This is a genomic window from Streptococcus parasanguinis, from assembly GCF_023109675.1.
GTDB lineage: Bacteria > Bacillota > Bacilli > Lactobacillales > Streptococcaceae > Streptococcus > Streptococcus parasanguinis_I.
In genome coordinates this window covers 18,123-39,774 of record NZ_JALDUR010000016.1, presented here as the reverse complement: position 1 = coordinate 39,774, position 21,652 = coordinate 18,123, and the positions used below count along the sequence as shown (strand labels likewise).

21 protein-coding genes, 1 pseudogene and 1 other annotated feature are annotated in these 21,652 nt (G+C 42.7%); of the genes and pseudogenes, 21 read left to right on the top strand and 1 reads right to left on the bottom strand.

Going from position 1 to position 21,652, the window contains the following annotated elements; translation table 11 throughout:
- Positions 1–87: 87 nt before the first annotated feature.
- The gene (locus M1G14_RS09620) at positions 88–1,749 is read right to left on the bottom strand and encodes an Rqc2 family fibronectin-binding protein (protein WP_049522593.1); all 1,662 of its coding nucleotides are present in this window, start codon (positions 1,747–1,749) and stop codon (positions 88–90) included.
- 161 nt (positions 1,750–1,910) lie between these two features.
- Positions 1,911–2,143, top strand: a binding site (T-box leader).
- Positions 2,144–2,274: 131 nt separating this feature from the next.
- On the opposite strand from M1G14_RS09620, the gene trpX reads away from it, so the two are divergent.
- The 21 genes and pseudogenes from trpX (at position 2,275) to M1G14_RS09515 (ending at position 21,326) form a co-directional block, all read left to right on the top strand.
- A complete protein-coding gene (gene trpX, locus M1G14_RS09615; protein ID WP_247926544.1) occupies positions 2,275–3,276 on the top strand; it encodes a tryptophan ABC transporter substrate-binding protein in 1,002 nt (333 codons plus the stop codon).
- Positions 3,277–3,399: 123 nt separating this feature from the next.
- Positions 3,400–3,819, top strand: a complete 420-nt coding sequence (locus tag M1G14_RS09610; protein ID WP_049482289.1) for a chromosome partitioning protein ParB — start codon at positions 3,400–3,402, stop codon at positions 3,817–3,819.
- 315 nt (positions 3,820–4,134) lie between these two features.
- Entirely contained in the window at positions 4,135–5,181 is a 1,047-nt protein-coding gene (gene pheS / locus M1G14_RS09605; protein WP_003002553.1) for a phenylalanine--tRNA ligase subunit alpha, read from the top strand.
- Positions 5,182–5,183: 2 nt separating this feature from the next.
- Positions 5,184–5,714: a GNAT family N-acetyltransferase gene (locus M1G14_RS09600; RefSeq protein ID WP_024055668.1), complete on the top strand. Its 531-nt coding sequence runs from the start codon at positions 5,184–5,186 to the stop codon at positions 5,712–5,714.
- A gap of 67 nt (positions 5,715–5,781) precedes the next feature.
- Entirely contained in the window at positions 5,782–8,187 is a 2,406-nt protein-coding gene (gene pheT / locus M1G14_RS09595; protein WP_247926543.1) for a phenylalanine--tRNA ligase subunit beta, read from the top strand.
- Between the two features lie 234 nt (positions 8,188–8,421).
- A complete protein-coding gene (locus M1G14_RS09590; RefSeq protein ID WP_024056335.1) occupies positions 8,422–8,730 on the top strand; it encodes a PH domain-containing protein in 309 nt (102 codons plus the stop codon).
- A gap of 13 nt (positions 8,731–8,743) precedes the next feature.
- On the top strand, positions 8,744–8,953 hold the full coding sequence (locus tag M1G14_RS09585) for a helix-turn-helix transcriptional regulator (RefSeq protein WP_024056334.1): 210 nt from the start codon (positions 8,744–8,746) through the stop codon (positions 8,951–8,953).
- A 1-nt stretch (position 8,954) separates the two neighbouring features.
- On the top strand, positions 8,955–9,752 hold the full coding sequence (locus M1G14_RS09580) for a DUF3169 family protein (RefSeq protein WP_070448777.1): 798 nt from the start codon (positions 8,955–8,957) through the stop codon (positions 9,750–9,752).
- Positions 9,753–9,763: 11 nt separating this feature from the next.
- Complete coding sequence (locus M1G14_RS09575; protein WP_021153540.1) at positions 9,764–10,657, top strand: ABC transporter ATP-binding protein; 894 nt, start codon at positions 9,764–9,766, stop codon at positions 10,655–10,657.
- Complete coding sequence (locus M1G14_RS09570) at positions 10,654–11,868, top strand: ABC transporter permease (RefSeq protein WP_247926542.1); 1,215 nt, start codon at positions 10,654–10,656, stop codon at positions 11,866–11,868. Before M1G14_RS09575 ends, M1G14_RS09570 begins: the two co-directional genes overlap by 4 nt.
- A gap of 139 nt (positions 11,869–12,007) precedes the next feature.
- Complete coding sequence (locus M1G14_RS09565) at positions 12,008–12,616, top strand: hypothetical protein (protein ID WP_247926541.1); 609 nt, start codon at positions 12,008–12,010, stop codon at positions 12,614–12,616.
- Positions 12,613–13,242 (top strand): hypothetical protein, encoded by a 630-nt coding sequence (locus M1G14_RS09560; RefSeq protein ID WP_061590647.1) that lies wholly within the window; start codon positions 12,613–12,615, stop codon positions 13,240–13,242. Before M1G14_RS09565 ends, M1G14_RS09560 begins: the two co-directional genes overlap by 4 nt.
- Positions 13,239–13,868, top strand: a complete 630-nt coding sequence (locus M1G14_RS09555; RefSeq protein ID WP_049482257.1) for a hypothetical protein — start codon at positions 13,239–13,241, stop codon at positions 13,866–13,868. The genes M1G14_RS09560 and M1G14_RS09555 overlap by 4 nt, the downstream gene beginning before the upstream one ends.
- Positions 13,865–14,482, top strand: a complete 618-nt coding sequence (locus M1G14_RS09550; protein ID WP_247926540.1) for a hypothetical protein — start codon at positions 13,865–13,867, stop codon at positions 14,480–14,482. The genes M1G14_RS09555 and M1G14_RS09550 overlap by 4 nt, the downstream gene beginning before the upstream one ends.
- The gene (locus M1G14_RS09545) at positions 14,479–15,108 is read left to right on the top strand and encodes a hypothetical protein (protein ID WP_049482251.1); all 630 of its coding nucleotides are present in this window, start codon (positions 14,479–14,481) and stop codon (positions 15,106–15,108) included. The genes M1G14_RS09550 and M1G14_RS09545 overlap by 4 nt, the downstream gene beginning before the upstream one ends.
- Positions 15,102–15,566 (top strand): annotated as a pseudogene (locus M1G14_RS09540) (hypothetical protein); the annotation flags it as partial. The gene M1G14_RS09545 and the pseudogene M1G14_RS09540, both read left to right, overlap by 7 nt.
- A gap of 264 nt (positions 15,567–15,830) precedes the next feature.
- Entirely contained in the window at positions 15,831–16,754 is a 924-nt protein-coding gene (locus tag M1G14_RS09535; RefSeq protein WP_049482730.1) for an aldo/keto reductase, read from the top strand.
- Positions 16,755–16,902: 148 nt separating this feature from the next.
- Positions 16,903–17,478, top strand: a complete 576-nt coding sequence (locus M1G14_RS09530; RefSeq protein WP_049482728.1) for a TetR/AcrR family transcriptional regulator — start codon at positions 16,903–16,905, stop codon at positions 17,476–17,478.
- Positions 17,475–18,155 (top strand): ABC transporter ATP-binding protein, encoded by a 681-nt coding sequence (locus M1G14_RS09525; protein WP_247926539.1) that lies wholly within the window; start codon positions 17,475–17,477, stop codon positions 18,153–18,155. Before M1G14_RS09530 ends, M1G14_RS09525 begins: the two co-directional genes overlap by 4 nt.
- Before the next feature lie 3 nt (positions 18,156–18,158).
- Positions 18,159–19,304 (top strand): FtsX-like permease family protein, encoded by a 1,146-nt coding sequence (locus M1G14_RS09520; RefSeq protein ID WP_049522583.1) that lies wholly within the window; start codon positions 18,159–18,161, stop codon positions 19,302–19,304.
- A 234-nt stretch (positions 19,305–19,538) separates the two neighbouring features.
- On the top strand, positions 19,539–21,326 hold the full coding sequence (locus tag M1G14_RS09515; RefSeq protein WP_239683026.1) for a glycerophosphoryl diester phosphodiesterase membrane domain-containing protein: 1,788 nt from the start codon (positions 19,539–19,541) through the stop codon (positions 21,324–21,326).
- Positions 21,327–21,652: the final 326 nt, after the last annotated feature.

The window sequence follows — 21,652 nt, the reverse complement described above, 5'->3', positions numbered from 1 at the left end:
GCCCTACTCAACTGTGCGGAGGTGGGACGACGAAATCGAATTCTAACGAATTACCGATTTCTGTCCCACTCTCTTTTATTTTTGAAATCAGTCTGTTAGTTTCATGGCTTTGATTTTTTCTTCTTCTGGGGTAACCCTCAGAGTCTTCTGGCCAGTATAGGTCACAAAGCCTGGTTTTCCTCCGGTTGGTTTATTGAGTTTCTTGGCTTCGATCATATCTACTTGTACCAGATTTGAGAGACGGGCCTTGGAATAGTAGGCGGCCAACTCTGCGGCATCGGTCTTCACTTCATCCGTCGGATCGAGATTTCCTGTAATGACGACATGGCTGCCTGGGATATCTTTGGCATGGAACCAGAGCTCGTCTTTTTTAGCGATCTTAAAGGTCAGTTCATCGTTTTGCAGATTATTGCGACCCACTAAAATGATGGTTTTGCCATCACTAGCCAGGTATTTTTCTGGTTTTTTCCGTTTATGGATTTTTTCTCGGTTGCGCCGTTTGATAAAGCCGGTCTGGATTAACTCTTCACGAATCTCTGCCACCTCAGCCAGGCTCGCTTGAGAAAGGGCCGTTTCAACAGTTTCAAGATAAGAAATGGTTTCCTTGGTTTCTTGAATAAGGATGGTCAAATGTTTGACGGCTTCTTTTAACTTCTGGTAGCGTTTAAAGTAGCGTTGGGCATTTTGATTGGGAGTAAGGGCTTTGTTGAGTTGGATGGTAATGGGCTCGTTGGTATAGTAATTGTCCAGGACAACCTGGTCTTGGTCGTTTGGTACCTGATGGAGGAAAGTTGTCAGCAATTCTCCTTTTTGGCGGAACTCTTCTGCATTGTCGGTCGCTGCTAACTCGGCTTCTTGTTTGGCTAATTTTTTCCGGTTCTTTTCAAGATCGTTTTCGACCTTGCGGATCAATTCACTGGCCTGTTGTTGCACCCGATCGCGCTCAGCCTTGTCTCGGTAATAGTCATCTAGCAGATCTGAAAGTGCCTCAAAGGTTTGACTGGTCGCATCTGCATAGGGGATAGCTGAGAAGGATTTGGTCGTTAGGTGAGGCTCAGTTGGAGCCTCGAAAAAGGCACGGAAGGTCTTTAATTTTTCATCCGTCTCAAGTCGCTTGGCCAATTCTTGAGCCGTATCTCGCCCCAAACCTTGGAAACATTTTTGAAGGTTTTTGGGACTTAACTCTTCCTTGTGAAGAAGGGCGAAGAGGGCTTCATCTCCAATTGTAAAAGGATTGACCGCGTCGGTTTTCGGAGGGGCTACATAGGTTGATCCAGGAAGAATGGTCCGGTAGCTATTTTGTGAGAAGCCGACATGTTTGATGGCCTCGATGATTTTATTGCTGGTCCGGTCTAGGAGAATAATATTACTGTGCTTGCCCATGATTTCGATCATTAAGCTGACAGAAATGGCATCTCCAATTTCGTTTTTATTGGAGACACGGATTTCGAGAATCCGGTCGTTCTCCAATTGCTCAATCCCTTCGATGACAGCGCCTTGAAGATATTTACGCATGACCATAATAAAGGTATTAGGAAAGGCAGGATTTTCAAAGTTGGTCTGGGTCCGTTGGATCCGTCCGAAAACAGAATGGGCAGAGAGTAAGAGTTTTTGGTTTTTCCGATTGCCTCGGATTTGGAGTACCAATTCTTGCTCGAAAGGTTGATTAATTTTTTGAATGCGACCACTTAAGAGTTCAGCCTTCAATTCTTGCACCATATGGTGTAAAAAAAATCCATCAAAAGACATGGGATTCCTCATCATTCTAGCTGTTATTCTAGTAAATTATATCAAAAATAGAGCGAAAATCCCAGAAAGAAGCAAGAGGCTGTAAAAAGTAAAAGAAACAGAAAATGCGAACGTTTCCAAAAAAATACTGAAAAAGTATTGACATTTTTGTAAGAAAATTTTAAAATGTAAGAAATTAGAAAAGTAGTAAATGAAAGTTTCAAGAGAGCCCACGGTTGCTGAGAGTGGGTAGCGGCAGTTTATGAAATTGGACTAATGATGAGATGAATTTGAAACAATAAAAATTCGGTTGGCACACCTTATCGTGCAACTTGTTGCTAGACAAGACAGAGATATGGGGAGAAACTATCCTTTTCCCATAAGTGAGGTGGCACCGCGATGACACGTCCTCACATAGCTTTTGCTATGTGTGGGCGTGTTTTTTGTTTTAGATGAGAAGGGAGAAAAGATATGAAGAAACGATGGCGTCGCATTCTTTAGAGGATAAAAAATAGAAGAAAATGAAAAAATAGAAGAGGTAGTAAAATGAAAAATAAACGGTTAATGGGAATTATTGGTTTGATTGCAGCAGCAGTCATTGGGACAGCGATCTATTCAGCTACAGCAGGCAAAGACAACAAGGCAGCAACTAGCAATGAAAAAGCTAAAGTTGGGGTCTTGCAGTTGGTCAGCCACCCTTCGCTTGATTTGATCTACAAGGGAATTCAAGATGGTTTGGCTGAAGAAGGTTATGACAAAGACAAAGTGGACATTGATTTCCTCAATGCAGAAGGCGACCAAAACAAGGTTGCAACCATGAGTAAACAATTGGTAGACAAGGATAACCAAGTCTTGATTGGGATTGCAACCCCGTCTGCTCAAGGTTTGGCTAGTGCAACCAAAAACAAACCAATTGTCATGGGTGCTGTAACCGATCCAGTCGGCGCAAACTTGGTCAAAGATTTGAAAAAACCAGGTGGCAATATCACTGGGGTATCTGACCACAATCCTACTGAGCAACAGTTGAAATTGATCAAAGAGTTGACTCCAAACGTAAAAACAATCGGGGTTCTATACTCAACCAGTGAAGACAATTCAAAATCTCAAGTAGAAGAATTTACAAAATTGGCTGAAAAAGCAGGCTACAAGGTGGTTCCGTATTCAGTTCCTTCTACAAACGAAATTGCTTCCACTGTGTCTGTAATGTCAGGCAAAGTTGATGCCATCTGGGTTCCAATCGACAATACCATCGCTTCAGCCTTCTCAACAGTTGTCGAAGCCAACAAAACAGCTAAAAAACCAATCTTCCCAAGTGCGACAGCTATGGTAGAAGCTGGTGGTCTTGGTTCAGTCGTTGTCGACCAACACGATCTTGGAGTAGCAACTGGTAAAATGGCTGCGAAGATCTTGAAAGGTCAAAAACCTGCGGATACACCTGTTGAAATCTTTAGCCAAGGAAAATCTGTCATCAATAAAAAAGTCGCAGATGAATTGGGTATTACTATTCCAGAATCTGTCTTGAAAGATGCTGGACAAGTCATTAAATAAAAAGAAAACGAATCACAAGAATGGCGGGGGAATTTGGCTTTGGCAGGTCTTTAAATCGTGACCTTTGAAAATGTCTACCAGTGCCCAGAACCAACTTTTATACTCTTGGTAGAGGAGAAAGAAATGGAAGTCAAGATAACAGATCTTCATCCGACCCAACTTTATTTATCAGAAAAGAAGTTACAAGCTATCCAGATGCTGGATCAGTCGGCAGACATCATCAATGTGGATCCAATTAGTGTTCTTGCATTTGGAAATCGCTTCTTGATTACAGACGGGCATCACAGGGCTTATCAGGCTTTATTGGCAGGTCGGGATACGATTTCTGCTGAGTTTGATAGAGATGGTGGCGATGAATTGTATGCTCTCTATGCGCAAGCTTGCGAGGAAAGAAAGATATCCTCTGTTTTGGATTTAAAACATCGTATCTTACCTCAAGATGAGTATGAAGCAAAATGGTATAACTGGTGTGATGGTTTTAACCAAGCAGCAACTCTTCTATTGAAAAGGCAATCAGATGAAACAGACAAGGCAAATAGATAATGCACGGCCTCTTGTTCCTTTGTATATTGAAATTAGTCTCATCTAACTTGTTTTTTAACAAAAAATCTGCTAAACTAGATAGTAATCGAATAGAAATCTGCAAGACTAGTATCTCAAGGGAAGTGCGACAGGGAGAAGAGCCGTGACTGAAAGCTCTTTGCATGAAAGCTGAGTGAATTCACTTGCGTAAAGGATTTAGAAATTAAGGTCTGGTTTACGGATAAAAAACGGATGGTACCGCGTGTCAACGCTCCGAATGAGGGTGTTGGCGCGTGGTTTTTTCTATGTCTGTAGAGGGACCATGATGGAGGAAATATGTCAACGATTGAAGAACAATTAAAAGCGCTTCGTGAAGAAACGCTGGCAGCTTTGAAGCAGATTTCTGCTGAAAATGAAAAAGAGATGCAAGAACTACGGGTCTCTGTTCTTGGAAAAAAAGGATCTCTGACGGAAATTCTTAAAGGGATGAAGGATGTCTCTGCTGAGATGCGTCCGGTTATCGGGAAACACGTCAATGAAGCGCGTGATGTCTTGACGGCTGCCTTTGAAGAAACGGCCAAACTTTTGGAAGAAAAGAAAGTCCAAGCCAAATTGGCTAGTGAAAGTATCGACGTGACCCTACCAGGTCGTCCAGTTGCTAGTGGTTACCGTCATATTTTGACCCAAACCAGTGAAGAAATCGAAGATATCTTTATCGGGATGGGCTATCAAGTCGTAGACGGCTTTGAAGTGGAGCAAGACTATTATAACTTTGAACGGATGAATCTGCCTAAAGATCACCCAGCGCGGGATATGCAGGATACCTTCTATATCACAGAAGAAATCTTGCTTCGGACCCATACCTCACCTGTACAGGCGCGGGCTATGGATGCGCATGACTTTAGCAAAGGACCATTGAAGATGATCTCTCCAGGGCGGGTTTTCCGTCGGGATACGGATGATGCGACCCACAGCCACCAATTCCATCAAATCGAAGGTTTGGTTGTTGGGAAAAGCATTTCTATGGCCGATCTTCAAGGAACGCTTCAATTGATCGTGCAAAAGATGTTTGGTGCAGAACGCCAAATCCGTTTGCGTCCTTCTTACTTCCCATTCACTGAGCCATCGGTTGAGGTGGACGTTTCTTGCTTCAAATGTGGTGGTGCTGGATGTAACGTATGTAAGAAAACTGGTTGGATTGAAATCATGGGAGCCGGTATGGTTCACCCACGCGTCCTTGAGATGAGTGGGATTGATCCAACAATCTATTCAGGATTTGCCTTTGGACTTGGTCAAGAGCGTGTGGCCATGCTTCGTTACGGAATCAATGATATCCGTGGCTTCTATCAAGGGGATATCCGTTTTTCAGAACAATTTAAATAATTATGTTAGTAAAAGTTAAGGCGAAAGATTTTCATATTTTAAGGGAATTAGAGGTGGAAACCTATGGGGATACCTTTGGTCCCTACAACTCTGATGCCGATATGGAAGATTACTACCAGATGGTTTTATCGCTAGAGCAAATCCAAAAGGACCTAGCAGACCCGGAATCAGAGACCTATTTTGTCCTTGATCACCATCAGGAAATTTGTGGTTTCCTCAAGTTTAACTGGGGCAAGGCACAAACGGAGCCAGTAGAGATGGACAATGCTTTTGAAATTCAGCGCATCTATGTCAAAAAAGAACATCATGGCAAGGGCTATGGCAAGGAAATGTTTACCTTTGCCTTAAAAGAGGCTCAAAAACGTGGATTTGACTGGGTCTGGCTGGGTGTCTGGGAACGGAATTTTAAGGCCCAAAACTTTTACAAACAATTCGGATTTGAACGATTTAGCGAGCACCACTTTATCACAGGGGAAGCTGTGGATATCGACTGGTTGCTGCGCAAGCATTTGAAGGAGAATCCGCAAGCTTAATTGTGGGTCCAAATTGAGAGAAAGGAATTGAGAAGATCTCACCAAGTGGGATCTTACGATCAGAATAATGTTAGTATCATATAAATGGTTAAAACAATTGGTGGACGTGGATGTGCCATCAGAAGAGTTGGCTGAAAAAATGTCAACTACAGGGATCGAAGTAGAAGGTGTGGAATCGCCTGCTACTGGTCTCTCAAAAATTGTCGTCGGAGAAGTCTTGTCTTGTGAAGATGTGCCAGAGACACACCTTCATGTCTGCCAAGTTAATGTGGGGGAAGAAGAAGCGCGTCAAATCGTCTGTGGAGCACCAAATGTGCGAGCAGGCATCAAGGTGATGGTGGCTCTTCCAGGTGCTCGCATCGCAGATAACTACAAGATTAAAAAAGGGAAAATCCGTGGTTTGGAATCCCTTGGGATGATCTGTTCACTTGGTGAGTTAGGCATTTCTGACTCAGTTGTACCGAAAGAATTTGCGGATGGCATCCAAATCTTGCCAGAGGATGCTGTTCCAGGAGAAGAAGTCTTCTCTTACCTAGACTTGGATGATGAAATCATCGAGCTTTCTATCACTCCAAACCGTGCAGATGCTCTTTCGATGCGTGGGGTAGCACATGAAGTAGCAGCCATCTATGACAAGGCAGTCAACTTCAAAGAATTTACTTTAACAGAAACAGACCAAGTTGCAGCGGATGCTCTTTCTGTCAGCATCGACACAGATAAGGCTCCTTATTATGCAGCTCGTATCTTGGACAATGTAACCATCGCACCAAGTCCACAATGGTTGCAAAACCTCCTCATGAATGAAGGCATCCGTCCCATAAATAATGTGGTTGACGTGACCAACTATATCTTGCTTTACTTTGGTCAGCCCATGCATGCCTTTGACTTGGATACCTTTGAAGGAAATGACATCCGTGTACGTGAAGTGCGTGCAGGTGAGAAATTAGTGACCTTGGATGGGGAAGAGCGTGAGTTGGAAACAAGTGACCTCGTGATTACGGTTGCTGACAAACCTGTTGCCCTTGCAGGTGTCATGGGGGGAGAGGCTACAGAAATCTCTGAAAAGTCTACTCGTGTAGTTCTTGAAGCGGCTGTTTTCAATGGCAAATCGATCCGTAAGACTAGTGGTCGCCTCAACCTACGCTCTGAATCATCTTCTCGCTTTGAAAAAGGCATCAATGTGGCAACTGTTAATGAAGCCCTTGATGCCGCAGCAAGTATGATTGCTGAATTGGCTGGTGCAACCGTACGTAAGGGCATCGTTTCAGCAGGCCAGTTAGACACTTCTGATGTAGAAGTTTCTTCTACTCTTGCAGACGTTAACCGTGTCCTTGGAACAGAACTTTCCTACGCGGATGTCGAAGATGTCTTCCGTCGTCTTGGTTTTGGCCTTTCTGGAAATGCAGAAAGCTTCACAGTCAGCGTTCCTCGTCGCCGTTGGGACATCACTATCGAAGCGGACCTCTTTGAAGAAATTGCTCGAATTTATGGTTATGACAAATTACCAGCAACCCTTCCAAAAGATGACGGGACAGCAGGTGAATTGACAGCGACTCAAAAATTGCGTCGCCAAGTTCGGACTATCGCTGAAGGGGCTGGATTGACTGAAATCATTACTTATGCACTGACAACTCCTGAAAAAGCAGTGGAGTTCACGACTGCACCAAGCAACTTAACGGAGCTCATGTGGCCAATGACTGTGGATCGTTCGGTCCTCCGTCAAAATATGATCTCAGGAATCTTGGATACTGTAGCTTATAATGTCGCTCGTAAGAACAAAGATTTGGCCCTCTATGAGATCGGAAAAGTCTTTGAACAGACAGGTAATCCAAAAGAAGACTTGCCAAACGAAATCAATAGCTTTGCCTTTGCTTTGACTGGCTTAGTTGCTGAAAAAGACTTCCAAACTCCAGCTGTTCCAGTTGACTTCTTCTATGCCAAGGGAATCTTGGAAGTCCTCTTTACTCGCTTGGGTCTTGAAGTGACTTATACAGCAACACAGGAAATCAAGAGTCTCCACCCAGGACGTACAGCCTTGCTCTCACTTGGTGACCAGGTGATTGGGGTCTTGGGACAAGTCCACCCTGTAACAGCTAAGGCTTATGACATTCCAGAAACCTATGTGGCAGAATTGAACTTATCTGCTATTGAAGCAGCTCTTCAACCAGCCGCAGCCTTTGTGGAAATCACCAAATTCCCAGCTGTGAGCCGTGATATCGCCCTTCTCCTCAAAGCAGAAGTGACCCACCAAGAAGTGGTTGATGCGATTCAAGCTGCTGGCGTGAAACGCTTAACAGATATCAAACTCTTTGACGTTTTCTCAGGTGAAAAACTAGGACTTGGCATGAAGTCTATGGCCTACAGCTTGACCTTCCAAAATCCAGAAGATAGCTTGACAGATGAAGAAGTCGCACGCTACATGGAAAAAATCCAAGCTTCACTTGAAGAAAAAGTCAATGCAGAAGTGCGTTAAGATGTAAAAAGATGAAACAGTTGAGAATTTCTCAACTGTTTTTTTCTTCCAGGATTTGCAAGTTATAGGCCTTAAAACCCTATAAAAATAAAGAAATTCCTTTAAGTACTCAAAATATCCATGTCAACCATCCTGCTATTATTGACAAATATTTTTATTTTTTTGACAAATATGCTTGTCAAAAAGAAAAAGAAGTGTTACAATGTTTTTAGTTGAAAGAAGGGGAGGTTTCTTATGGGAGCCATATGGATTCTATTTATCCCTTTTCTGGTTATCGTTTATGCAAGCTCAGAAAAGAAGATAAAAGGATTGAACAGACGCATCAGACGATTAGAAAAACAAGTGAAAGGAAATCAAGACATGTCTAGACTTTTAGAAGAATTGAAAGGCCAAACGGCCACTGTTACAGTAGATGGTGTTGGATTTGAGTATGAAATTATAGATATCGATGAAGATTGGGTCAAACTGACCCGTGTGATTCATAAACAACAGAGGGAAACCAAGTTAGTCCGTATCGAAGATATTCAAGGTATTCAACTATAAGGGGGCTGATGCCATGATTTTAAAAAATCGATTGAAAGAGCTGAGGGCGCGTGATGGACTCAACCAATCCGAGCTAGCCAAGCTAGCAGGGGTCTCGCGCCAGTCCATCAGTCTCTTGGAACGTGGTGAGTATACACCTTCTGTCATTATCGCCATGACCATTGCCCAGATCTTCAATGAACCAGTGGAGAATGTCTTTAGTCTAGTAGAGGGAGAAGAATAATATGAAAAAGCAACAACAAGAACGATCCGCTCGTTACCGGTTTTGGAGAAATGTCGGAATCATTACAGTTTCCGGCTTGATTGGAGGAGTCATTGATTTTTTGACAGGCATGTTCGGATCCGAAAAACCCCTTGAAATCCAATCCTTCTTTAGTAAAGAAGGACTCCTTTGGGGTTCAATACTTTTGTTTCTTATCGTGTTTATGGTCACGATAGCCTTACTAATAAGCGCGAGAAAAGTCCATCAAAAAATGCTCCAGATAGAAGACGAAGAGGAAGCCTATCACTATGACATCCAGAAGGAAAAACTGTTTGGGTTAGCGACCATTTTTAAAGGAGTCATGATCTTGCCATACTTTTTAGTCATCATCTTTTATAGTCAATGGGTGTATATGGATAGACCTTCCACAGGGCACTTGGCTTTTATCTTTGGAGACTTTACCATGCTCTATCTCTTTCTTGTCTTGATTGCCCTATTTTTCCTATCGGATATCTTCTTTCGCAAGACCTTCCATCTGATTTATGGAAAACCGATTCCCCGCAATGCCAATGCCAAGGAAGTGCGTGAATTTATGATGAGTATGATGGATGAAGCAGAAAAGCAGATTAGCTACGAGGAAAACTATGAAATTATCATTAAGTTAAGCAATTATATCTTGCCGATTTCCTTAATTGCGATATTCTTAGTTGGCATTGCTTTCCATACAGATATCTTGTTAGCATTAGTAGTGGTATCACTGATTTATGTCTATATCTTGGTCTCTCAGTACAAGATTACCAAACGTTATTATAAAGAGTAGAGGAGTCATCCATGTTAGAAATTAGAAATTTAGAAAAAAGCTTTGGGAATAAGCAGGTTCTCTTCGGAGTAGATCTGACAGCTCAACAAGGGCATATCCTTGGCTTAGTTGGGAAAAATGGGGCCGGGAAAACAACTATTTTCCACAGTATCTTGCGCTTTTTGGACTACAGCGGCGAGATTCGCCTAGGTGGCAAAGCGATCACCCAAGAAACCTACAAGGAAATTGGCTATTTGCCAGAAGAACGTAGTCTTATGCCAAAACTCACGATTTTTGAGCAGGTCCGCTATTTGGCTGCCTTAAAAGGAATGAGCACTGCTGAGGTCAAGGAAAAATTACCGACCTGGATGGAAAAACTCCAAGTAAAAGGAAAATTGACCGATAAAATCAAGAGTCTCTCAAAAGGGAACCAACAGAAGGTTCAATTGATCATCACCTTGATCCATGAGCCTAAATTGATCATTTTAGATGAACCCTTTAGTGGCTTGGATCCGGTCAATACAGAAGTGCTCAAGCAGGTCATCTTTGAAGAAAAAGAGCGTGGGGCAACCATTATCTTTTCTGACCACGTCATGACCAATGTCGAAGAGTTGTGTGATGATATCCTAATGATCCGTGATGGTTCGGTTGTTCTATCAGGACCTGTCCAAGAGGTCCGGAATAGCTATGGCAAGACTCGCCTCTTTGTCTCTAACGACTTTAGCAAAGAAGAGCTAGAAGCTCTGCCACACGTGACCAAGGTCAGCATGACCAAGCAAGGGACTTGGAAGCTGATCTTGGATGATGCGTCAGCTGGTCCAGAATTATTTGACCGCTTGACAAAGGGCCACTACCTAGCAACCTTTGACCACCAAGCCCCAACTATTGATGAGATCTTTAAACTTGAATCAGGAGTAGAAGTATGAAACAGATGTTTGTCGTAATGAAAGAAACCTATATCAGACAAGTGAAATCATGGAGTTTCCTCTTCATGGTCTTCGGTCCCTTCCTCTTTTTAGGATTGAGCATTGGAATCGGTTATCTGACAGGTTCTTCTACAGATGCCAAAAACCAAGTGGCCTTGGTGACAGAAATTCCAGCTGTCAAAGAAAGTCTCAAAGGAACTGATGGCTTGACCTTGGACTACAAGGATGAAGCTGCAGCTAAAAAAGCCATTAAGGATGAGAAAGCAGCTGCTTACCTAACGGTCGATGAAAAAGATGGCCAGCTAGAAGCCACTTATGTGGGCGACCAAGCCATGAAAACAGATTTGAAATCGCTTGTCGCTGCGAAATTAAGCCAAGTCCAACAAGGGATCAATCTAGCGCGTGCTAATCTAAGCAAAGAGCAACTGACAGCCTTGTCTCAACAGGTTTCTCTCAAAGAAAAAATTGATGAGAAAAAAGAAGGCTTGAAAATGGTGCAAACCATGGTTGCAGGTGGTCTAGGAATGTTGCTTTATATGATTTTGATCTTCTACTCGAGTATCACAGCCCAAGAAGTGGCTAGTGAAAAGGGAACTAAGATCATGGAAGTGGTCTTCTCTAGTATCAAAGCAACCGACTATTTCTTCTCACGCATGCTCGGACTCTTCGGAGTGATCTTTACCCATATTTTTGTCTATGTCATTGGGCTAGTAGCCGTTTGGATCTTTAGAGCAGATATCCCAGTTGTCAAGGATATTCTCGCTCCAAACTCTCCAATTACCCAACACCTAGCAGAAGCGATCTCGCTTAATACCGTCTTCTTCATTATCCTTGGGATCTTTATGTATGTGGTGCTCTCTGCCTTCTTAGGATCCACAGTAGCACGACCTGAAGATTCAGGAAAAGCGATTTCGCCACTAATGATGTTAGTTATCTTTAGCTTCCTTGGGGTAACCACCTTGGGAAGCGCCGGTGATGTCTTCTTATTGAAGATTGGTTCCTACATTCCATTCTTTTCAACCTTCTTCATGCCTTTCCGTACCATCAATGGCTATGCGACTGGTCTTGAATCTTGGGCTTCATTGGGAATTGCGGTTCTCTTTACCATCGTGGGAACAGTTCTCATCGCTCGAATTTACGCGAGCTTAATCCTCCAGACCGATGACCTCGGACCGTGGAAGACCATCAAACGTGCTCTCAGCTATCGCTAATTAGATAAGCCCTCAGTTACAGCTGGGGGCTTTTATTATCCATTGAAAATTATTAAACTCTCTTCCTTCATGCGAACATGTATTTTTTATTAAATTATGATATGATGAATGGGAATAAAAAGAATAGAGAAAAGAACGAATGAGACTATATATCAAAGGCGATTATACAAAAAGAGTACCTTATGGTTATTTAGAACTTGCTGGCAAAATGTGGTTTCCAGAAGAAAAGCAAGTATCGTACTCAAATGCTGGAGACAATGAGCAACTACAAGAGTATTTTTCTGTAAATTTATCCTTGAGGAAAAGTACTGCAGATAAGAGATGGTCTAGTGTCCCCCTAAAGGAAGGGGTACGAAGCCTCTTTTCACATATTGAGGAATGTATTGAGATAGAGTTTGAAGACGCATTTACTACAGATTATAATGAAAAAGGGGACCATCTTCGTATTTTAACTACCCATCTAGAAGTTTTGACAGTTGATAAACGCGCCATGTACATTATGGCGCTTGAGATTGCAAAGGTCATTGACGGGCAAATTAGCGAGGATAGTAAGAAGACATGGCTAACAGTCGAGGAATTTAAGAGAAAGCACGAGGCTATTCTATCTCTGACTTTTGAAGAAGCAAATGAACGAAGTTTGATTGAAATTCAAACGATGGATGTTGTAGACGACCCTCTTTGGGAGGAAGAAGCTAACCGTCGAAAAGAATATATACTAGCACATGGAGGCGATATCTCAGATTTATGAGACTATATATCAAAAGTGATTTTACGAAAAAAATAACCTTTACTACTAGAGAGCTAGTTTGGAAGATGTGGTTTAAAGAACGGAATAGCAAGAAAATAAGCTACTCCAACGTTGGTGATGATGAGATGCTGCAAGATGATTTTTATTTTGGAGCAGAGTTACACAAATGGGCTTCAGTTGACGAAAGATGGGATAAGGCTCCTTTTATAATTCCGAGCAATCCTTGGTTGTCCTTGCAATATGAAGATATTGAACTTGAATTTGAACATGCCTTTATTTCCGACGACCGCGAAAAGGGGGAGTTTCTTCGAATTGCCTCAACTCATGTAGATATTTTGACGGTTGACAAACGTGCTTTATACATTATGGCTATTGAAGTAGCATCTGCCATTGATGGTCAGATTAGCGAAGACGGCAAGCAAAGTTGGCTAAGTGTAGAAGAATTTAAGGAATATCACAAGGATGTTCTTTCACTGACTTATAATGAAGCGGTTGAACTTAGTTTGGAAGAATTAAAGACAATGGTACCGGTAAGAGATCCTCTATGGGTAGAGGAGGAACGGCTTCGAGAAGAATACATCAAAATCCACGGCGAACGTGTTTATGACGACGAGGAAGACGAGTGAGACTATACATCAAAAGTGATTTTAAGAAAAAAATAACCTTTACGACAAGAGAGTTGCTCTGTGAAATGTGGTTTAAGGAATGGCATGGTCATCCTATTACATACTCAAACGTTGGTGATGATGAGATGTTGCAAGATGATTTCTTTTTTGGAGTTCAATTTGATAAATGGCGATTTAATGATAAACGATGGAATCATTTACCATATGACAAGAGTGATCCTTGGAATTCGTTTTCTGATGAAAATATTCAATTAGAATTTGAAAATGATTTTATTACTGATGGGAGAGAACGTGGAGAATACCTTAGGATTGCGACTACCCATACTGACATTTTAACGGTTGATAAACGAGCTATGTTTATCATGGCAGTCGAGGTGGCTTCTGCCATTGATGGTCAGATTAGCGAGGATGACAAAGAGACCTGGATGGATGTAGAGACTTTTAAGGAGTTGCACAAGGATGTCTTATCACTAACCTACGATCAAGCAACTGATATCAGTGTGGAGGAACTGAAAAGTATGAGACCTGTAGAAGATTCCTTGTGGGATGAAGAAGAGCGACTTCATGAAGAGTATATTGCCATCCATGGGGAACGTGTTTACGACGACGATGAGGAAGATGAGTGAGACTATATATTAAAGGTAACTACGAGACTAGTATTTACCAAACCTGTATGGAATATCCTTGGAAAATGTGGTTTAAAGAACGAAAAGGTGTGAAAATTGGTTTTTCTTATGCACGTGATGATGATTTCTATTTTAGCGTTAGTTTGGATAAATTTTCTTCGAACGATGAGCGTTGGGGAAAGGCTGATTTTAGAGTAGGCAACGACCCTTGGGCGACTTTTAAGCGTGAAAAGATAAATTTAAATTTTGAAGACTCCTATGAAAGCGATGGACGAGAAAAAGGAGAATATCTACGAATCATCACGACTCATAAGGATATTCTAACTGTTGATAAGCGAGCTCTTTATATCATGGCAATTGAGGTAGCCTCTGCCATTGGCGGTCACATTAGCGAAGATGATAAGGAAACATGGCTGAGCATTGAAGAATTTAAAACAAAACATGCAGATTTGTTGCATTTAACCTACAATGAAGCGGTTGACATTAGCTTGAAAGAGATAGAAGCAATGAAAGCTGTTGATGAGCCACTCTGGGAAGAATTGGATAGGAAGCGCGAGGAATACATCCGAATTTATGGAGAAGTGGAGTTGGATGACGATGAGGAAGACGAATGAGACTCTATATCAAAAGTGATTTTAAGAAAAAAATAACCTTTACGACAAGAGAGTTGCTCTGGAAAATGTGGTTTAAGGAATGGCAGGGTTATCCTATTACATACTCAAACGTTGGTGATGATGAGATGTTGCAAGACGATTTTTACTTTGTAGTAAGCTTTGATAAATGGCGTTTTTGTGACTCAAGATGGGATAATATCCCCTCTTATGATTTAAACAATCCGTGGAATTCCTATAAATATGAAAATATATCCCTTGAATTTGAAAAAACTTTCATTACAGAGTGGAGAGAACGTGGGGATTATTTACGTATCGCAACTTCTCATATAGATGTTTTAACAGTTGATAAACGTGCGATGTATATTATGGCAGTCGATGTAGCTTCTGCCATTGATGGTCAGATTAGCGAGGATGACAAAGAGACCTGGGTGAATGTAGAGACTTTTAAGGAGTTGCACAAGGATGTTCTTTCACTGACTTATGATGAAGCTGTTGAAATCAGTTTGGAAGAATTAAAGACAATGGTACCGGTAAGAGATCCTCTATGGGAAGAGGAGGAACGGCTTCGAGAAGAATACATCAAAATCCATGGTGAACGTGTTTATGACGATGAGGAAGACGATTGAAATTATATATGCATGATAATAGATGGAATAATGTTCGGTTGAAAGAAGGGATTGCCAACGAATTTGGAAGTCATGTATATGAAAATCTTGAATTAGATTTTGAAGACAATCCAGTAACAGACTATCAAGAAAAAGGAGACTGTCTCCGTTTAGCCTCTACCCACCTTGACCTTCTCACTGTTGATAAACGTGCTTTCTACATTATGGCTATTGAAATTGCGACTGCAATTGACGGTCAGATTAGCGAAGATGATAAAGAGAGCTGGTTAAGTGTAGAGGAATTTAAAAAACGGCATGAGGATATCCTTTCGATGAGTTATGAATAGGCCAATGAGCTGAGTTTGGAAGAAATTCCCTTTATGAACGATGTGAGAGACCCTGTTTGGGCAGAAGATGACCGCAGGAATGAGGAATACATCAAAATCCATGGTGAAGTGGAGTTGGATGACGACGAATGAGGCATTTTACTTCAACCTGTAAGAGTCTGGGACAAAAGTCCTAGCCTCTCAATTATTTTTGGATTGTCGAGCAATACGCAGTGGTTGAGTGGGCTCTACTACGCTGATTTCATCAGCTTTTACAGCCCTACTCAACTGTGCGGAGGTGGGACGACGAAATCGAATTCTAACGAATGACCGATTTCTGTCCCACTCTCTTTTTGATTTCAAATTGACTTTTGAAATCCTTTTCACTACAATAGAACTACAGAAAAGGAGGCGGACATGAACTATATTGAGTTTGCTGAAAATGAGCGTCTGTCCACGATTGTCCTTGGGATGATGCGGATCAGTCAGATGAGTGAAGATGAGGTGGAGGCCTTGGTAGAGGCAGCCTTGTCGATTGGCATTAACACCTTTGACCTAGCGGATATCTATGGTGATGGCCAGTGTGAGGTCCTGTTGGGTAAGGTTCTCAAGCGCCGTCCGGATCTTCGGAACCAGATGTGGATCCAGTCCAAGTGTGGCATTCGCAAAGACGGTTTTACCTATTTTGATTTTTCCAAGGACTATATTTTGGACTCCGTCGATGGCATCCTCGATCGTCTGCAGATCGAGCGCTTAGATAGTCTCCTCCTTCACCGACCGGATGCCCTCATGGAACCGGAAGAAGTGGCAGCAGCTTTTGATCAGTTGGAGCAAGCGGGCAAGGTTCGTCATTTTGGGGTGTCCAATCAAAATCCCATGATGATGGAATTGCTTAAGACGGCTGTCAAACAACCTCTCAAGGTCAACCAGCTGCAGTTGAGTGCCGCCTTTACACCGAGCTTTGAAGCTGGTTTTCATGTCAACATGGAAGGGGCAAAAGCAGCCGTGCGAGATGGCAGTGTCTTTGAGTATTGTCGTTTAACTGATACTGTGATTCAGGCCTGGTCTGTCCTCCAGCATGGCTATTTCAAGGGGAATTTTGTCGGCAAGGAAGAGTTTGCAGCTCTCAATCATGTCCTCAATGACTTGGCGAAAAAATACCAGGTCACACCGACAGCTATCGCCCTTGCTTGGGTCCTCCGCTATCCTGGTAAGATGCAGGCGGTCATCGGAACGACCAAGCCCCAGCATGTCCTTGAAGCAGGGAAAGCAGCAGCAGTGACCCTAACGCGCAAGGAGTGGTACCAAATCTACTTGGCGGCGGGAAATGATTTGCCTTAGAATAATGGTTATCAAACCAGATTCCACTCTTATCGGTGGTCTGGTTTTTGTTTTGTGGTTTTCAGATTTTTCTTGACAAGTCTTTCTTTTTTATGGTATTCTTTATGCAACAAGTGTTGCGCAACAGATGTTGCGTGAAAGGAGTCTTATGCCACCCAAGGTTAAATTTAGTAAAGAGGCTATGATTGGGACAGCTTTACAATTGGTGAGAGAAGAGGGAATGGCTAGTTTGACGGCTAGAGCATTAGCGGAGAAACTGGGAGCTACACCGAGAGTCATTTTTGGGCAATTTGCTAATATGGCTGAGTTACAAGCAGAGGTTATTGGTGCTGCGGAAATGGTCGTGGTGGAGTATATTCGCAAGGCCTTAGAAGATGAGAAGCCTTTTCGATCTGTCGGGGTTGCTTATATCCTTTTCGCCTCAAAAGAGCCCCAACTCTTTCAATTGCTTTTCCAAAATCCTAGCAAAGAGCCGATTCGTCGCTTTCAAGATTTTCTTCCTATGAAGGATTATAGTTACCAATTGGTTCTGGATTCGATTGTCGCAGACTATCCGTTGACGTTAGAGGAGGCTAGTCGCTTGTACCAGCATCTATTTATCTACTCACACGGGATGGCCTCTATGGTTGCTTCTGGTATTTATCAGTTTAGCATGGAAGAAGTGATTGGATTACTGACAGAGGTTTTTCAATCTCTCATCAAAGAAATGGTAGGAAAGAAATGATTCAACTAGAAAATGTTCAAAAAAGCTATGGCCAAACCAAGGTTTTAAAAGGGATTGATTTGCAGATTCAAGACCAGGATGATGTGGTTATCCTAGGCCCTTCTGGATCAGGAAAGTCAACTCTCTTAAACGTATTATCCGGATTAGAAAAGGTAGATGAGGGGCATATCCTCATTCAAGGACAGGATTTATCACAACTCACGGATGCTCAATTGACGGCCTTTAGACGGGAGAAGATTGCTTTTATTTTCCAGCAGTATTATCTATTGCCGAATCTAACGGTTAGACAAAATGTAAAGATGGGGGCAGACCTAGCAAACAATCATGATTTTTTGCAGATCATCGAGGATTTGGGACTTGGCGATAAGCTGGACAAGTATCCGAGTGAATTGTCGGGTGGGGAACAGCAGAGAGTGTCCATTGCTCGGGCCTTGGCCAAAAAGCCAGAGATTCTTTTCTTAGATGAGCCGACGGGAGCCCTGGATGAAGAAACAGGGCGCAAGATTCTCGACTATATCTGGAAATTAAAGGAGAAGCTTGGCTTTACCCTCATCATGGTGACGCACAACCAAAATATTGCGGATATGGCTAAAACCATCATTCGTGTCAATAGTGGCAAGATTACCCAAGTTGTGACCAATGATCAACCTCAGACTGCTTATGAGATTGGATGGTAAGCCATGTTTTCAGTAAAAGATATTCGAAAATTAGTTGTCGTCAGTATCATTGGGGCTTGTGCGGTCTTTGTGGCCAATCTCTTCTTGAATTTTTACCTGGATATCGAGCAGTTGGAGATTTCGAAAACCAATCCCATCATTCAGACCTACTATGATGCCCAGGTTTCGCTTTCCTGGATGGTGGCCATGGTCAGTGGAGTCGTCTTGTCCTTGACGTCGGTCCTTCTCATGTGTTTTTATATCAAACAATTTGTCGATGATCACAAGGAACAATTAGGGATTTTAAAGGCTTTGGGCTATAGCAATGGCCAGTTGGCGAAACGGTTTTGGGCATTTGGACTCAGTTTTGGAGCTGGAGCGCTTCTTGGCTATCTCGCTTCATTTCTCATGATGGGACATTTTTACAACTTTCGTAATGAGAAGGGGATCCTGCCAGAAATCACCATTCATTTTCATTGGCAGCTCTTGCTTGCTTTGGTGATCCTGCCAACGAGCTTCTTTATGGTTCTTGCGATTGGTTATGCTAGAAGACAACTACAAACGCCAGCACTTCGCTTATTGAAAAAGTCCCCAAGTCCAATCAAGGTCAAAAGGAGAAAGAGGGTTCCTAAGAAAGAGAAAGACTTCCTAAAAGAGCTATCCTCGTCACTGGTATGGGGGAGAAAATCGATCTTGTTTTTTGTAGTCTTTGGCTCCATGTGTTTTGCGGCCATGGTCCAATTGTCCTTTGGCCTCAAGGATTACACAGATGACATCATCCAAACCATGATGATTATGATTGGTTTGATCCTTTCTTTCTCGATTCTCTTTTTGTCATTGGGGATTATCGTCTCAGAAAGTCGTGAAACCTTGGCTCTTATGAAGGCTTTTGGCTACACCGATCGTGAATGCCAAAGTCATATTCTCGCTCCCTATCGTTTCTGGGCTTATCTAGGATTTGTTCTTGGGACGGTTTACCAATACGGTATCATGGAAATCTTGATCGGTGTGATCAAAGATACGGTTCCTGAAAAGATTGAGCATCACTTTGATGGGAATGTGTGCTTTTGGACCTTGCTTGGTTTTGCGGTGGTTTATGAAAGCCTCTTTTATCTATCCAACAGAAAACTCCAAAAGCAAACCATCAAAGAAGTGCTCTTAGCAGAATAAATAGAAAAGAGAGTGGGACAGAAATTGGTAATTCGTTAGAATTCGATTACGTCGTCCCACCTCCGCACAGTTGAGTAGGGCTGTAAAAGCTGATGAAATCAGCGTAGTAGAGCCCACTCAACCACTGCGTCTTGCTCGACAATCTAAAGACAATTGAGAGGCCAGGACTTTTGTCCCACTCTCTTTCTTTTGAAACGCATTGACAAGGGGAGGCTTTTCCGCTATTCTAGGGGAATGAAAGAAAGGAAAGGGATTGAGATGAAACGGACTTATTGGCAGGACCTGAAGGGGGGCTTTTACTTGATCTGGCGCAACAAATGGTCCTTTATCGCGATTGGAATTTTGCTACAATTTGTAGTTGGTATAGGGGCTGCGGCCTTGAGTTGGGTCTTTCATCTGGCAGTCTTGCTTGCGGGTCAGGCTAATATCGATAAGAACAACCTGGTCTCTGTTATGAGCCATCCCTTGAGCTTGCTGGCGCTTTTGGTCTTTATCATGGTCTTTGCTTTCTTGTTTATGCTGGAGATGCGGACCCTGATTTCGGTCATTTACCTATCGCGAACCGACCGACACTTGTCCTTTAAAAAGGTCTTGCGGCAATCATTTGGTCGCTTGAAGGACCTAGCGGGAAGGAATCTGCTTTATTTTCTGCTCTATCTCCTTTTGACCTTGCCTGTTGCAGGTGTCTTGATAGGATCGACCTTGACGGATGGGCTTTATATTCCAACCTTTATCACAGGGGAGTTTGAAAAGACCACGATTGGCTCCATCGGGCTCTTTGTGGTGCAGCTGACCTTTATCTATCTTAATCTTCGCTTGATCTATACGGTTCCCAACCTCGTGGTAGAGGAGTTGCCATTTGGTCGTGCCTTGAAAAAAAGCTGGACCATGACCAAAAGAGGAGGTTTTCGTCTCTTATGGAGAATTCTGTCCTTTGAGTTTCTCTTAACCTTTCTAGGGATTTTATTGATCTTGGGTTTGGTCTTTACCTTGACCGTGATCGATAAAGAAGGCCAGTATTTCTGGGTGGTGACCATCTTTTTGGTCTTGATTCGGACCTTCCTATTCATTTTTACAGTCTTGACAAAGGTGGGATCGCTCGGCATTATCTTGGATTCTGCATGGGAGGTACCGAGCCGATCGGTCATGCGCTCCAAAGGCAGTCGAAAGATGAAGGGGCTCTTTGCCCTGACAGTGGTCTTTCTAATGGTCCAATCGGGAATCTCAGCCTTTGAACTGGCAACCCTAAAGGTGAATGATCAGATCAAGCTCATCGCCCATAGAGGGGATGTTTCTAAAGGGGTAGAAAATTCCCTGGAAGCTTTAGAAGTAGCTGCCAAGGGAAAGGCAGCTTATGCGGAGATGGATATCCTTCTTACCAAGGACCATCAATTTGTCGTCATGCATGACTACAATCTCAAGCGTCTTGCTGGGGTAGACAAGGATGTGAAAGACATGACCCTAGCTGAGGTGCAAGGTCTCAAGATTCAACAGAATGGCCACACGAGTCATATCCCTTCATTTGATGAATATGTCAAACGGGCCAAAGAATTGAAGATGAAGCTCTTGGTCGAGCTCAAGCCCCATGGTGGAGAGCCTGCTAATTATGTGGATCTCTTTGTGCAGAAGATGCGGGACTTAGGGGTCGAAAAAGATTATCCGGCCATGTCTTTGGATCTGTCGGTCATGGAAAAGGTCGAGAAAAAAGCCCCTGAGATCAAGACCGGCTATGTCATTCCCATTCAATTCGGTCGCTTTGAAAAGGATTCGGTCGACTTCTTTGCGATTGAAGACTTTTCTTATCAGGAGGATTTGGTGACACAAGCCCATGAGATGAAAAAAGAGCTCTATGTCTGGACCATCAATAACAAGCAGAAGTTGACCAAGTATTTGCAACAACCTATTGATGGCTTGATTACGGATGAATTGACAGAGGCGCAAAGACTGAAAAAGGATTTGAAACAAAACAAGTCCTACTTTGATCGCTTCTTGAATCTCGTCGCTACGTCTAAGGAAGAATAAGACAGGATACGCCTAGAGAGAGTGGGACAGAAATCGGTAATTCGTTAGAATTCGATTTCGTCGTCCCACCTCCGCACAGTTGAGTAGGGCTGTAAAAGCTGATAAAATCAGCGTAGTATAGCCCACTCTGCCACTGCGTCTTGCTCGACAATCCAAAAACAATTGAGAGGCTAGGACTTTTGTCCCAGCCTCTTTTGTACTAGACCAACAGAAAAACGGATGCTGTCTAAAAATCTTGCATTTTTTTGCAATTTAGGTTACAATGAAAACTATAAAAAACGCGTAATCCCTAGGGTCTTTCCCTCAGGGAATTTTGTGTGTTTTGA

Coding starts and splice junctions, on each gene's coding strand:
- M1G14_RS09580 (WP_070448777.1), top strand. CDS start 8,955: ATGAAAAAGCAACAACAAGAACGATCCGCTCGTTACCGGTTTTGGAGA.
- M1G14_RS09590 (WP_024056335.1), top strand. CDS start 8,422: ATGGGAGCCATATGGATTCTATTTATCCCTTTTCTGGTTATCGTTTAT.
- pheT (WP_247926543.1), top strand. CDS start 5,782: ATGTTAGTATCATATAAATGGTTAAAACAATTGGTGGACGTGGATGTG.
- M1G14_RS09515 (WP_239683026.1), top strand. CDS start 19,539: ATGAAAGAAAGGAAAGGGATTGAGATGAAACGGACTTATTGGCAGGAC.
- M1G14_RS09570 (WP_247926542.1), top strand. CDS start 10,654: ATGAAACAGATGTTTGTCGTAATGAAAGAAACCTATATCAGACAAGTG.
- M1G14_RS09545 (WP_049482251.1), top strand. CDS start 14,479: ATGAGACTCTATATCAAAAGTGATTTTAAGAAAAAAATAACCTTTACG.
- M1G14_RS09585 (WP_024056334.1), top strand. CDS start 8,744: ATGATTTTAAAAAATCGATTGAAAGAGCTGAGGGCGCGTGATGGACTC.
- M1G14_RS09565 (WP_247926541.1), top strand. CDS start 12,008: ATGAGACTATATATCAAAGGCGATTATACAAAAAGAGTACCTTATGGT.
- M1G14_RS09620 (WP_049522593.1), bottom strand. CDS start 1,749: ATGTCTTTTGATGGATTTTTTTTACACCATATGGTGCAAGAATTGAAG.
- M1G14_RS09575 (WP_021153540.1), top strand. CDS start 9,764: ATGTTAGAAATTAGAAATTTAGAAAAAAGCTTTGGGAATAAGCAGGTT.
- trpX (WP_247926544.1), top strand. CDS start 2,275: ATGAAAAATAAACGGTTAATGGGAATTATTGGTTTGATTGCAGCAGCA.
- M1G14_RS09600 (WP_024055668.1), top strand. CDS start 5,184: ATGTTAGTAAAAGTTAAGGCGAAAGATTTTCATATTTTAAGGGAATTA.
- M1G14_RS09530 (WP_049482728.1), top strand. CDS start 16,903: ATGCCACCCAAGGTTAAATTTAGTAAAGAGGCTATGATTGGGACAGCT.
- M1G14_RS09520 (WP_049522583.1), top strand. CDS start 18,159: ATGTTTTCAGTAAAAGATATTCGAAAATTAGTTGTCGTCAGTATCATT.
- M1G14_RS09525 (WP_247926539.1), top strand. CDS start 17,475: ATGATTCAACTAGAAAATGTTCAAAAAAGCTATGGCCAAACCAAGGTT.
- M1G14_RS09535 (WP_049482730.1), top strand. CDS start 15,831: ATGAACTATATTGAGTTTGCTGAAAATGAGCGTCTGTCCACGATTGTC.
- M1G14_RS09560 (WP_061590647.1), top strand. CDS start 12,613: ATGAGACTATATATCAAAAGTGATTTTACGAAAAAAATAACCTTTACT.
- pheS (WP_003002553.1), top strand. CDS start 4,135: ATGTCAACGATTGAAGAACAATTAAAAGCGCTTCGTGAAGAAACGCTG.
- M1G14_RS09610 (WP_049482289.1), top strand. CDS start 3,400: ATGGAAGTCAAGATAACAGATCTTCATCCGACCCAACTTTATTTATCA.